Origin of the sequence: Kitasatospora sp. NPDC096140, assembly GCF_040303045.1 — a bacterium.
Classification (GTDB): domain Bacteria; phylum Actinomycetota; class Actinomycetes; order Streptomycetales; family Streptomycetaceae; genus Kitasatospora.
Genome location: NZ_JBEOUW010000026.1, coordinates 42,479 through 55,049, shown reverse-complemented (window position 1 = coordinate 55,049; position 12,571 = coordinate 42,479). Strand labels below are relative to the sequence as shown.

The 12,571-nt window shown below is 73.7% G+C and carries 10 protein-coding genes; 2 read left to right on the top strand and 8 right to left on the bottom strand.

Features of this window, described 5'->3' with window-relative positions:
- Positions 1–9: 9 nt before the first annotated feature.
- The 4 genes from ABT048_RS25490 to ABT048_RS25475 form a co-directional block, all read right to left on the bottom strand.
- Positions 10–2,382, bottom strand: a complete 2,373-nt coding sequence (locus tag ABT048_RS25490; RefSeq protein WP_350523806.1) for an immune inhibitor A domain-containing protein — start codon at positions 2,380–2,382, stop codon at positions 10–12.
- Between the two features lie 165 nt (positions 2,383–2,547).
- Positions 2,548–2,925 (bottom strand): YrdB family protein, encoded by a 378-nt coding sequence (locus tag ABT048_RS25485; protein ID WP_350523805.1) that lies wholly within the window; start codon positions 2,923–2,925, stop codon positions 2,548–2,550.
- A gap of 289 nt (positions 2,926–3,214) precedes the next feature.
- Positions 3,215–3,592 carry a YrdB family protein gene (locus ABT048_RS25480; RefSeq protein WP_350523804.1) on the bottom strand — a complete coding sequence of 126 codons (378 nt, stop codon included), beginning with the start codon at positions 3,590–3,592 and terminating at the stop codon, positions 3,215–3,217.
- Between the two features lie 104 nt (positions 3,593–3,696).
- Complete coding sequence (locus ABT048_RS25475; RefSeq protein ID WP_350523803.1) at positions 3,697–5,775, bottom strand: S9 family peptidase; 2,079 nt, start codon at positions 5,773–5,775, stop codon at positions 3,697–3,699.
- A 97-nt stretch (positions 5,776–5,872) separates the two neighbouring features.
- On the opposite strand from ABT048_RS25475, the gene ABT048_RS25470 reads away from it, so the two are divergent.
- The gene (locus ABT048_RS25470) at positions 5,873–7,045 is read left to right on the top strand and encodes an aminotransferase class V-fold PLP-dependent enzyme (RefSeq protein WP_350523802.1); all 1,173 of its coding nucleotides are present in this window, start codon (positions 5,873–5,875) and stop codon (positions 7,043–7,045) included.
- 69 nt (positions 7,046–7,114) lie between these two features.
- Here the strand turns inward: ABT048_RS25470 and ABT048_RS25465 are convergent, their stop codons facing one another.
- Both ABT048_RS25465 and ABT048_RS25460 read right to left on the bottom strand, forming a co-directional pair.
- The gene (locus ABT048_RS25465) at positions 7,115–7,489 is read right to left on the bottom strand and encodes an ArsR/SmtB family transcription factor (RefSeq protein WP_350523801.1); all 375 of its coding nucleotides are present in this window, start codon (positions 7,487–7,489) and stop codon (positions 7,115–7,117) included.
- A 31-nt stretch (positions 7,490–7,520) separates the two neighbouring features.
- Complete coding sequence (locus ABT048_RS25460) at positions 7,521–7,895, bottom strand: hypothetical protein (protein ID WP_350523800.1); 375 nt, start codon at positions 7,893–7,895, stop codon at positions 7,521–7,523.
- A 310-nt stretch (positions 7,896–8,205) separates the two neighbouring features.
- Between ABT048_RS25460 and ABT048_RS25455 the strand changes: the two genes are divergently transcribed.
- Complete coding sequence (locus tag ABT048_RS25455) at positions 8,206–11,061, top strand: DEAD/DEAH box helicase (RefSeq protein ID WP_350523880.1); 2,856 nt, start codon at positions 8,206–8,208, stop codon at positions 11,059–11,061.
- A gap of 240 nt (positions 11,062–11,301) precedes the next feature.
- Here ABT048_RS25455 and ABT048_RS25450 read toward each other — a convergent pair whose 3' ends face one another.
- Both ABT048_RS25450 and ABT048_RS25445 read right to left on the bottom strand, forming a co-directional pair.
- Entirely contained in the window at positions 11,302–11,652 is a 351-nt protein-coding gene (locus tag ABT048_RS25450; protein ID WP_350523799.1) for a winged helix-turn-helix domain-containing protein, read from the bottom strand.
- The gene (locus ABT048_RS25445; RefSeq protein WP_350523798.1) at positions 11,649–12,440 is read right to left on the bottom strand and encodes a hypothetical protein; all 792 of its coding nucleotides are present in this window, start codon (positions 12,438–12,440) and stop codon (positions 11,649–11,651) included. Before ABT048_RS25445 ends, ABT048_RS25450 begins: the two co-directional genes overlap by 4 nt.
- Between the last annotated feature and the right edge of the window lie 131 nt (positions 12,441–12,571).

Here is a 12,571-nt window from a genome sequence, read left to right as displayed (position 1 = left end):
CCGTCCGTCTCAGGAGGCCGGGCCCACCCGGACGGTGGTGATCCGTCCGCCCTGGGACTCCCGGACGACCTCGATCCGCGTGTTGGTGTCCGGCACCTTCACGGTCAGCTGCGGCGTGGCCGGGTCGGCGTACACCCCGCTGTGGTCGTCGAACGCCGGGACGGCCGGCTCGGCCGGGATCCGCACCGCGACCCCGCCCTTGTGCAGGGTGAACGGCGTGGTCGGCTTGAGCGAGAAGGTGGCGTCGAAGGTCTGCGCCCGCCCGTTGACCAGCGTCCCGTCGGCGAAGCGGATCGCCGCCGGGTGGGCGTCGATCGGCAGGATGAGCCCGCCGCCGGGGTGGTCCTTGGTGTTGTTGTCACCGTAGGAGGTGTCCCAGAGCCACAGCAGGACGCCCTCCTGGTAGGGGTAGTTGTCGACCACGTTGGCCTTGCCGGTGACGCCGGTGTAGCCGAAGTTGTACGGGCCGGTCTTCAGGAACGCCCCGTAGCCGGTGTAGCGGCGGTTCTCGGCGAGGTAGGCGCGCGGGTGCTGCTTGACGGCGGTGCGGCCGGTGATGACCGTGAAGCCGCTGACCGTCCAGCCGCCGGTGCCGTTCTCGGCGCCGTCGGAGAACAGCTCGCTGCCGCCGGCGGTGAGCTTCACGGCGTCGACGAGCACGCCGCGGCCGTGGGTGTTGCCGTCCGAGGTGGCGTGGACGCGCAGCCGGACCTGCCGGCCGAGGTAGCCGTCCAGCGGGATGTGCAGCTTCCGGTAGCTGCCCGAACTGCCGCTGAGCCCCGGGGTGTTGGCGCTGGTGTTGCCGATCGGTGCGCCGTCCACGGTGCCGCCGAGGGCGGTCCAGTGCTTGCCCTGGTCGGTGGAGGCCTCGACGGTGAGGAAGTCGTAGTCCTGCTCGGTGTCGTACCAGACCGCCGCGTCGAGGGCGGCCGGTCCGGCGGCGGTGCGCAGGTCGACGTCCCGGGCGAGGGAGTTGTCGAGGTTGTCGCCGGTGTCGCTCCACCACTGCTTGCCGCCCTCGTACGGGTCGGCGAGGTCGGTGCTGGTGGTGCCGTCGGGCAGGTGGACGAGGACGGCCTGCGCCTGGTCGGTGTTGTAGCTGCTCACCCCGAGGGCGTGGCTGGAGCGGGTGGCGGCCTGCGCCTCGTCGTAGTTGAGCCAGCCGAACTGCAGCTTGCTCCAGGCGTCGAGGTCGCCCGGGTAGCCGCCGGTGGTGTTGGGGCCCTTGCCGAGGTAGGAGCCGGAGGACATCAGCGACCAGAAGTTGACGCTGTTGTCGCCGCCCGTGGTGCCGTACAGGTCGGGCAGGCCCAGATTGTGGCCGTACTCGTGGGCGAACAGGCCGACGCCGCTGTTCTCGCCGCCCTGGACGTAGTCGTAGACGTACAGGCCGGTGTCGCCGACGGGAGCGCCGCCGATCCTGTCGCCCTCCGGACCGGTCTGCCCGGTCGCGTCGGGGAAGGCCCAACTGCGGTGCGCCCACAGCGCGTCGGCGCCCTGGGCGCCGCCGCCCCAGGTCTCGTCCACGCCGGCGTGCACCACGATGACGTTGTCGAGGTAGCCGTCGGGCTGGTCGAACTCGCCGTCCTTGTCGTGGTCGTAGCGGTCGTAGACGTCGTACTGGGCGAGCTGGGCCTTGATGTCCGCCACGCTGCGGCCCTTGGCGACCTCGCCGTCGTACCAGGCCTTGACGGCGTCCCGGACGAACTCCTGGGCCTGGGTCCAGGCGCCGGAGCCCTGCGGGCCCTTGTTGCTGCCGTAGCGGGCCTCGTTGTACGGGACGGTGACCCAGTCGCTGACGGTGCCCTCGACGTCGTACCGGCCCGAGGACTGGGTGCGGTAGTAGTTGCGCATTGACACGGAGCCGGGCGTGTCGTCGAAGAACATCTTCTGGTAGTACGCGCGGTCGAAGTCCGGTGACCACAGGGTGTGGTTGTCGTCCTTGCCCGGCTTCGGGATCTGGTCGTGGCGCGGGCCGGGGGTGCCGCCGTAGCGCGGCTGGCCGTTCCACTGGGTCGTGTCGTCGACCTGGTCGCCGAACTGGGCGAGGATCACGAAGACCTTGTCGGTGCGCTGGTGCGCCAGTTGGACGTAGTCGTTGCCGATCCTCACCTTGGCCGGGGCCCGCTTGTCGGCGCTCTTGGCGACGGTGCCCTTGTTGAGCTGCTCAAGGGCCTTGCTGCGGAGCGCCTGGCGCTCGCGTTCCTGCGGGACGAGGGGCGCGGGCGGGGCCTCGGCGCCCTGCGGGGCGGCGTCGGCGGCCGCGGCGGCGGTCACGGTGAGGGGCGGCGGGGGAGCGGCCTGGGCGGGGGTGCCCAGCAGGGTGGCCGCTATCGCGCTCGTGGTGAGCGCGGCAGCGAGGGCCGCGGACAGTCTGCGCAACTGACCGGTCCTTTCCGGGGGATGGGGGTGTTCCGGGTGTCGGTCGGTGAAGCGCAGGTAATATTTCACATGTCACGGGTCACGTGGAAGGGGTCCGGGGCAAGCGGAAGGGGCGCCGCACCCGCAGGTGCGACGCCCCTTCTCCGTACGGCCCGTGCCGCCGGGTCAGCCGTTGCCGAAGTCCAGGGCCAGGCTGAAGACCACCAGCGCGGCGAACACCGCCGCCAGGGTGGTCAGTCCGGTGGCGTGCAGCGCGACGGCCGCCGCGCCCAGGAGCACCAGCTTGAGCACCAGCCGTGCGGCGAGCGGCAGTTCGACCTTCGCCCGGCGCTCGGCCAGGAACACGTCCCAGACCGCGCGGGCCGCGGCCGGCACGCCGAGGCCCAGCAGCAGCCGGAGGCCCAGGCCGTCGCCGGTCCGGAAGCCCCAGTAGCAGAGCGCCGCCAGGCTCGCGAGCTGCACCCCGAAGCCGAGTTCGGTGCCGGCCGTGGCCAGCGACCTGCGCAGTCGGCGCTCCGCCGGGCCGGGTCCGTCGATCGTCATCCGCGCGCTCTCCCCGCCGTGGTGCCCCGACGCGTGCCGCCGAGACCCCTCGACTCCTGCGCCGTCCGGGGGCCGGACGGCCGTCAAGCGGAGTGTTCCAGCCCGGTCGGCCGAACTCAACGGATCGCCCCGCGGCTGCCGGTCCGCTGCCTCCCACCTGCCGGTCCGTCAGCCGGCTTGCCGTCGAAGGCCCTTCTTGCCACGGCCCTTCTTGCCGCAGCCCTTCTTGCCGCAGCCCTTCCCGTCGGGGCCGCTGTCGTCGGGGCCGCTCCCGGCAACGGCCCCGCCGTCAGCGGACGGTGTACTCGACGGCCACGCTGACCACCACCAGCACGCCGTACACCAGTGCCAGGGTGGTCCGCCCGGTGGCGTACAGGGCGGCGGCCGCCGTGCCCAGCGTCACCAGCTTGAGCACGATCTCCGCGCCGACCGGCAGCGGGAACTTCGGCCCGCCCGCGGCCAGGAACAGGCCCCAGACGGTGGCCGCCAGCGCCGGCGCGCCGAGCCCCAGCAGCAGCCGGGTGCCCAGCGTGGAGCCGGTCCTGAACCCCCAGTAGCAGAGCGCCGCCAGCATGGCGAGCTCCAGCCCGAAGGCGATGCCGGCGTTGCCCGCGGTCAGCGGCGTCCACTGCCGCCGACCGACCGGGCCGGGTCTGTCGATCCTCATCCGTGCACTCTCCCCGTTCGCTGCGCCGCCCGGGCGGGGCGGCGGTCACGCGGAGTGTGACAGTCCGGCCCGGGCGGCGCAACGGATCGGCCGGGAGCGCCCGGTCAGCCCAGGGACGCCCGGAGGAAGGCGAGTTCGGCCAGGGTCAGCTGCTCGTTCGTCCCGTCCGGCGTCATGTGGGTGACGCCCGGCAGCGGCAGCACCGCGTGCGCGCGACCGGCCCTGGTGAGCGCCTGGGAGAGCAGCAGGGTGTGCGAGGGGTGGACGTTGTCGTCGGCCAGGCCGTGGATCAGCAGCAGCGGCCTGGTCAGCCCGGGCGCGTCGGTGAGCAGGCAGTCGTCGGCGTAGCCCTCGGGGTTGTCCTGCGGCAGGCCGAGGTAGCGCTCGGTGTACGCGGTGTCGTACTGCCGGAAGTCGGTGGGCGGGGCGCCCGCGCACGCGGCGTGGAAGACGTCCGGGCGGCGCAGCACGGCGAGTGCGGCGAAGTAGCCGCCGTAGGACCAGCCGCGCACGCCGACCCGGCCGAGGTCGAGGTCCGGGTGGTGCGCGGCGAGTGCGCGCAGGGCGTCGACCTGGTCGTCCAGGGCCGCCTGGGAGAAGCGGCGGAAGATCGCCCGGGTGAAGTCCGGGGAGACGAACGGGGTGCCGCGGTTGTCGGTGGTGACCACGGCGAAGCCCTGGTCGGCCCACCACTGGCGGAGCTGCCAGCGGCGCGGCTCGTTGGCCACCGCCTGGTGGCCGGGGCCGCCGTAGACGTCCAGCAGGACGGGCAGCCGGCGGCCGGGCACGTGGTCGCGCGGGTGGACGACGGCGGTCGGCAGGCCGCGTTCGGTGACCCGGGCGAGCCGGGGGCGGACCGGGTACGGCAGCGTGGCGCTCAGGTCGGCGAGCGGCAGCTCGCGGCCGTCGGGCAGGCCGTCGAGCAGGACGCGGCGGCGGATCCCGTCGGCGGAGGCCGAGGTGAGCAGCAGGGTGCCGGCGGCGGCGAGGGCGGAGTGCACGCCGGGGCCGGCGGTGAGGAGTTCGGGTGCGCCGCCGTCCGGGTCGATCAGGTGGACGTACTGGTCGGCGGGGTCGCCCTGGCCGGTCTCGCAGAGCAGTCGGCCGCGCAGCCGTCCGACCACCCGGCGGATCTGCAGACCGGTGGTGTCCAGCGGCTTGCCGTCCAGGGCGAGGCCGCGGGCCTGCGGGGTGTCGTGCACGGTGAGCATCCGGCCGTCGGGCAGCCGGTCGGGGGTGCCGGGGAGGTCGTCCACCCAGAACTCGTCGGTGGTGCGGGAGAGTTCGCGGGTCTCGCCGGTGGCGGGGTCGGCGCCGAGCAGCAGCACGTTCTGCTGCAGGCGGTCGGCGACGGTGAGCAGCACCTCGTGGTCGGAGGCCCAGGAGGCGGCGCAGAGGTAGGGGTGGGCGTCGGCGTCCCAGCGCAGCCGGACCCGCCCGCCGTCGAGGCCGAGGACCCAGAGCTGGACGTCCGCGTTGGGGCCGCCGGCCTGCGGGTAGGCGAAGTCCTCGGGCGCCTCGGCGGGGCGGGCCGGGTCGGCGAAGTGCCGCCGGGGGAGGGCGGATTCGTCCACCCGGGCGGCCAGCAGCGCGCCGCCGTCCGGGCGCCACCAGTGGCCCCGGGCGCGGCCGAGCTCCTCGGCGGCGGCGAACTCGGCGACGCCCCAGCGGGCGCCGTCGGCGGGGGAGAGCGGTTCGAGGCCGGGGGTGACGTACAGCGCGTCGTCGGCGACGTAGGCGACGCGCTGGCCGGTGGCGTCCGGCCGGGGGTCGAACGCGGGCCCGGCGACCGGGAGTTCGTCGCTGGTGCCGTCGGCGGTGTCGGTGCGGAAGAGCCGGCCGTCGAGGGTGAAGACGGCGACCGAGAGGTCGGCGGTGGCCGCGTACGTGCCGATCCCGGCGGCGACCAGCCGGGTGCGCTCGCGCAGCCGGCGCTCGACGACGGGCAGGTCGTCGCGGCGGCCGGTGCGGCCGGGCAGCAGTGCGGCCGGGTCCGCGACCGTGCGCTCCTCGCCGGTGGCGGTGTCCAGCAGGTGGAGGCGGTCGACCGGGTCCTCGGGACCGCTGGAGCGGAGCAGCAGCAGCTGGGTACCGTCCTCGGCGAGCGTGTACGCGCGCGGCGCGCCGAAGGTGAACCGGCCGGTACGGGCACTGAGGGCAAGGAAGGCGTCGGTGATGGTCACGGCCCGATCGTGGTCGCGCGGTGCGTGCCCCGACCAGTAGTCTGTCATGTGAAATGTCACACATCAGTCGCCCGGTGGGCGACCAGGGAGGGACGCCGTGATCGAGGACCTGTGGACCGCCGAACCCCCCGCCCCGCTGCCCGCCGCCGACGGCCTGTTCAGCGTGTCGGCGGGCACGGCGCACCTCAACCACGGCTCGTACGGCGCGGTCCCGGTGCCGGTGCAGCGGGCCCAGGAGGAACTGCGCACGGAGCACGAGCTGGACCCGGACGGCTTCTTCGCCGACCTGCCCGCCCGGATCGGCCGGGCCCGGACGGCGCTCGCGGCCGACCTCGCCACCGACCCGCGGCGCCTCGCCCTGGTCACCAACGTCACCGAGGCCGTGGCGATCGCCCTGGACAGCATCCCCTTCGCCCCCGGCGACCGGATCCTGGTCACCGACCACGGCTACGGCGCCGTCACCGAGGCCGTGGCCCGCAAGGCCGCCGAGACCGGCGCCGAACTCCACGTCGCGGAGCTGCCCCTGGACGCCCCGGACGAGGCGGCCGTCCGCGACGCGGTGCTGGCCGCCGTCGACGGCCGCACCACCGTCGCCGTCCTCGACCAGCTCACCTCGCCCAGCGCCCGCCTGGTGGCCGGCCCGGCGCTGCTCGCCGAACTCCGCGCGCTCGGCGTGGTCACGGTCGTGGACGGCGCCCACGCGCCCGGCATGCTGCCCGCCCCGGCCGACCCGAACGCCGACTTCTGGTTCGGCAACCTGCACAAGTGGGCCTTCGCCCCGCGCGCCACCGGCGTGCTCGCCGTCCGCCCCGAGTGGACGGCGCGGGTGCGCCCGCTGGCCCTCTCCTGGGAGCACGACAAGGGCTTCCCGGGCAGCGTCGAGTGGCGCGGCACCTGCGACTACACGCCCTGGCTCGCCGCCCCGGCCGGCTTCGAGCTGCTGCGCGCGCTCGGCCCGGAGGCGGTGGCCGGCCACAACACCGCGCTCGCCGCGTACGGGCAGCGGGTGCTGGTCGAGCGGGCCGGACTGCGCCCGCTGCCGGCCACCCCCGGGGTGTGGATGCGCACCGTCCGGCTGCCGGTCGGCCGGTGCGAGAGCGAGGCGGCGGCGAAGGCGCTGATGGCCGAGGTGTGGCGGCGGCTCGGCACCCGGATCGCCGTCCGCCCGTGGGACGGCGGCGGGCTGCTGCGGATCAGCGCGCAGCTGTACAACCGGCCGCAGGAGTACGAGCGGCTGGCGGACGGGCTCGCCGCGCTGCTCAAGGGGTAGCGGGCCGGCTCACGGTCGGCTCCGGGCCGGCTCCTGCCCGGCGGGCCGGCTCCTGACCGGCGGACCGGCTCAGTGCCCGGCGGACCGGCTCAGGGGCCGGTCCGCGCCCTCGCCCCCGTCGTCCCCCCGCAACTCCGCGAGCAGCAGGTTCCGGTCGGCGAGCATCCCGGTGAGGATCCGCCGGGCGGTCCGCAGCAGCTCGGCGACCTCCCCGCCGGCCAGCGCGTAGACCACCGTGCTGCCCTCCCGGGTGGCCGTGACGATGCCGGACCGGCGCAGCACCGCGAGTTGTTGGGAGAGGCTGGAGGGTTCGACGTCCAGCTCGGCGAGCAGGGCGCGGACGGGCGTCGGTCCGGCCTGCAGCAGTTCCAGCACCCGGATCCGGACGGGATGGCCGAGCATCCGGAAGAACTCGGCCTTCGCCTGGTAGAGCGCCACCGTCACGAGGCCCCCCTTCCTGGTGTCGGTCCGGGTGTCAGATCTCCAGCGAGACCTCGATCCGCTTGAGCTTGTGGCGGGCCATCGCCAGGTTGGAGCGGCTGCGGTTGAGCGCGAGGAACAGGAAGAGGCCGCGGCCGCTCGGCGTCGTGATCGGCCGGACCATGTGGTACTGGTTGGTCAGGCTGATCAGGATGTCCTCGATCTCGTTGTCGTGCAGGTTGAGCATCTCCATCGCCCGCATCTTGGCGCGGACCACGTCGGTGTTCCCGGCCGCGGCGACGTTGAGGTCCAGCTCCCCGCCGTCGCCGAGGCTGCCGAGCGCCATGCCGCTGCCGTAGTCGACCAGGGCGACGCCGATCGCGCCGTCGATCGACATGGCCTCCTTGAGGGACGTCTCCAGGTTCGCCATCGTCGTTGTCCTCCCGCGTGTTGGTGGCTGTGACGACGAAGGTACGGAGTGTGGACGGCGTTTCACCGCCGATGATCGAAGACGACCGAAGACGGCCGATCCGTGATCACTTGAAGACATTTGCAACTATGGATCTGAGAGAGAACTGATCCCGTGATGATCCCGCGGGCACTCCGGGCGTGCTCCCGGAGCCCGTCCCGTCGTGATCCCGCGGGCGATCGCACCGCGAAAAAACGGTGCTATCGATGTCGGTCCTCCCGGGTAACCTCTCGCTGAGATGCGAGATCACACCAACCACACCCGGACGGCGATGAACACCCCCGATCCAGAGCTCCAGGACGACCGGGAGCTCAGCCCTGCCGAGGCGTACGCGGCCAGCCGTCGCCGGGCCAAGGAGCAGGCCACCGCCCTGCACGGCTTCCAGCAGCTGTACGACTTCCCGCTGGACGAGTTCCAGCTGGAGGCCTGCGAGACGCTGGAGGCCGGCTCGGGCGTCCTGGTCGCCGCCCCGACCGGCTCCGGGAAGACCATCGTCGGCGAGTTCGCCGTGCACCTGGCCCTGGCCGCCGGGCGCAAGTGCTTCTACACCACGCCGATCAAGGCGCTGTCGAACCAGAAGTACGGGGACCTGGTCAAGCGCTACGGCGCCGCCAAGGTCGGCCTGCTCACCGGCGACAACACCGTCAACGGCGACGCCCCCGTGGTGGTCATGACCACCGAGGTGCTGCGCAACATGCTCTACGCGGGCTCCAGCACCCTCGACGGCCTCGGCTACGTCGTGATGGACGAGGTCCACTACCTCGCCGACCGCTTCCGCGGCGCCGTCTGGGAGGAGGTCATCATCCACCTCCCCGAGTCGGTCACCCTCGTCTCGCTCTCCGCGACCGTCTCCAACGCCGAGGAGTTCGGCGACTGGCTGGACACCGTGCGCGGCGGCACCAAGGTGATCGTCTCCGAGACCCGCCCGGTGCCGCTGTGGCAGCACGTGATGGCCGGCAACCGGATGTACGACCTGTTCGCCGACCCCGACCGCGACGGCCGGCCCAAGCACAACCTGAAGAACCCCGGCAAGGCCGTCAACCCGGAGCTGGTCCGGCTGGCCCGCTCCGAGCTCGACCGCAACCCCCGCGACCGCTTCGGGCGCGGCCGCGGCCGCTCGATGCCCAACGGCCGCCCCGGCCGGGTCTGGACGCCGGGCCGGGTGGACGTCATCGACCGGCTCGACGCCGAGGGCCTGCTGCCCGCGATCACCTTCATCTTCAGCCGGGCCGGCTGCGAGGCCGCCGTCCAGCAGTGCCTCAGCTCCGGGCTGCGGCTCAACAAGGACGCCGACCGCGCCCGGGTCCGCGCGATCGTCGAGGAGCGCTGCGCCGACATCCCCGACGAGGACCTGCACGTCCTCGGCTACTTCGAGTGGCTGGACGGGCTGGAGCGCGGCATCGCCGCCCACCACGCCGGGATGCTGCCCCGGTTCAAGGAGGTCGTCGAGGAGCTCTTCGTGAAGGGCCTGGTCAAGGCCGTCTTCGCGACCGAGACCCTGGCGCTCGGCATCAACATGCCCGCCCGCTCGGTGGTCATGGAGAAGCTGGTCAAGTGGAACGGCGAGACCCACGCCGACATCACCCCCGGCGAGTACACCCAGCTCACCGGCCGGGCCGGGCGGCGCGGCATCGACGTCGAGGGCCACGCCGTGGTGCTCTGGCAGCGCGGCCTGGACCCGGAGGCGCTGGCCGGCCTGGCCGGCACCCGCACCTACCCGCTGAAGTCCTCGTTCCGGCCCTCCTACAACATGGCCGTCAACCTGGTCTCCCAGTTCGGCCGGCACCGCTCGCGCGAGCTGCTGGAGACCTCCTTCGCCCAGTTCCAGGCGGACCGCTCGGTCGTCGGCATCGCCCGCCAGGTGCAGCGCAACGAGGAGGGGCTGGAGGGCTACCGCGAGTCCATGACCTGCCACCTCGGCGACTTCGACGAGTACATGGACCTGCGCCGCCGGCTCAAGGACCGCGAGAACGAGCTGGCCCGTGAGGGCAGCAGTCAGCGCCGTGCGGCCGCCGTCGAGTCCATCGAGCAGCTCAAGCCGGGCGACGTCATCCACGTCCCCACCGGCAAGTTCGCCGGCCTCGCCCTGGTCCTCGACCCGGGCCTGCCGCCGGTCGACCGCTCCGGCCGGGGCAGCCGGCGCCACCCCGACTTCCAGGACGGCCCGCGCCCGGTGGTGCTCACCGCCGAGCGCCAGGTCAAGCGGCTCGCCATGATCGACTTCCCGCACCCGGTCGCCGCGATCGAGCGCGTCCGCATCCCCAAGTCCTTCAACCCGCGCAGCCCGCAGTCCCGCCGCGACCTCGCCTCGGCCCTGCGCACCAAGGCCGGCCACCTGGAGCCCGAGCGGTTCCGCCGCGGCCGCGCGGCCGCCGCCGACGACCCGGAGATCACCCGGCTGCGGACCGAGCTGCGCCAGCACCCCGTCCACGGCTGCTCCGACCGCGAGGACCACGCCCGCTGGGCCGAGCGCTACCACCGGCTGCACCGCGACACCGAGTTGCTGGAACGCCGGATGCGCTCGCGCACCCACACCATCGCCCGCACCTTCGACCGGGTCTGCGCCCTGCTCACCGACCTCGGCTACCTGAGCGGCGACACCGTCACCGACGACGGCAAGCGGCTCGGCCGCCTCTACGGCGAACTCGACCTGCTCGCCTCCGAATGCATCCGCGAGGGCGTCTGGAGCGGCCTGGCCGCCGCCGAACTCGCCGCCTGCGCCTCGGCGTTGGTGTACGAGGCCCGCCAGTCCGACGACGCCGTCGCCCCCCGGGTGCCGGAGGGCGCGGCCAAGGAGGCGCTCGGCCAGATGGTCCGGATCTGGGGCCACCTGGACGCCCTGGAGGAGCAGCACCGGATCAACACCGCCGAGGGCGTCGGCCAGCGCGAACCCGACCTGGGCTTCGCCTGGGCCGCCTACCGCTGGGCGCTCGGCCACAGCCTGGACCAGGTGCTGCGCGACGCCGACATGCCGGCCGGCGACTTCGTCCGCTGGACGAAGCAGCTGATCGACGTCCTCGGTCAGATCCAGGACGCCGCCGGCTCGGACGCCGAACTGCGCAAGACCGCCCGCAAGGCCGTCGACGGCCTGCGCCGCGGCATCATCGCCTACTCCTCGGTGAGCTAGCCGGCCGACCGGCCCGAGGGCCCCGCCCGTTCGTCTCCACGAACGAGCGGGGCCCTTCGTACGCCCGGCCCTTCGCGGGCCTGGCCCTTCGCACACCCGGCCCTTCGCGGGCTTGGCCCGCTTGCCCGGCCCGGCCCGTGCGGGCTCCTGCGCGCATGTCCGGCGCCACCCCGCCGTGCCGGGCTCCCGCCGTCGCCGACGGGCGTGAGTGGGAAGTCGGCCGGGCCGACTTCCCCCTCCCTACTCCTGCCGCCCGCTCGCCGCGGCCGCGTCGAGGCGGCGGACGAGTTCGCGCAGGGCCCGGAGTTCGCGGTCGAGCGCCTCGGCGCCGCGCGGGGTCATGGCGACCCAGGTCCGGGGGCGGCGGCCGGCGTAGCCCTTGGTGACGGTGACGAGGCCGGAGTCCTCCAGGACCTTCAGATGGCGGGACAGGTTGCCGTCGGTGGCGCCGAGTTGCTCCTTGAGGAAACCGAAGTCCACCTGGTCGGCCTCGCGGGCGATGGTGAGGATCCCGAGCCGGACCCGTTGGTGGACGGTGTCGTCCAGCGACAGGGTCGGGTGCTGTTCCTCGGTTTCGTCGGCAACGCTCATGGGGTGACCGTACGGGATGCCGCAGTTCGTCGGCGCCCGGCGGTCCACTGCGCCAGGCCTGCGGCCAGCGGGATCGCCGCCAGCAGGAGGGCCTTCAGCTCCGGGCGGTCGGTCCAGCCGTCGGACCGGTCGAGCCACGGCAGCCAGCCGCTCTCCCACGGGGCCGAGAGGTAGGCGCTGAGCAGTGCGGTGTGGAGGAGGCCGGCGCCGGCCACCAGCGGGCTGCGTTCGGCCAGGCCGAGGACGAACAGGCCGACACCGAGGACGTACCAGGGCGAGGCGTAGGTGTTCACCAGGAGGCCGAGGTCGAAGCGCCGGCTGTCGACGAGGACCCGCGCGAGCACCACGGCGGCGGCCAGCGCGCCGACTCCGGCCGTGGCGCCCAGCCAGGTCGTGCGGCGCGGGACGATCCCGCGGGCCTCGCCGCGCCGCCGGTACCAGCGGGCCAGGGCGAACCAGGCCAGCGGGAGCAGTGCGAACCAGACGCCCCAGGCCAGGCAGCGGAGCACCGCCCCGGCGAACTCGTCCTTCTCGCAGGCGGCTCCGGGGGCGTGCGGCACGCACAGGCCGGTCAGTTGGGCGTAGGCGAAGGCCGGATAGGAGGTGATGTCCCGCCCGTTGGCGCCGAAGTTGAAGGCCTGCCCGGCGACCGGTATGGCCGCCAGCGCGAGCAGGCCCAGGCCGAGCAGCGGGACTCCCGCCCCGCTCAGTCGGCTCCTGGCCCTCGCCCGCAGCCCGTTCGTGGCGGCCAGCAACTCGGCCGGGCCGCCCTGCTGCAGTGTGGTCACGCTCCACCCCCTCGGTGCCGTCGGCCCCTCCGACGGCCCGTCAACTTTGCAATGCAAAGTACATTGCGGTCAAGAGTTCACGGGGATGCAGAGCCGGGGCGGCCGCGGGGTCGGTTGCGGCGAACGCGGCG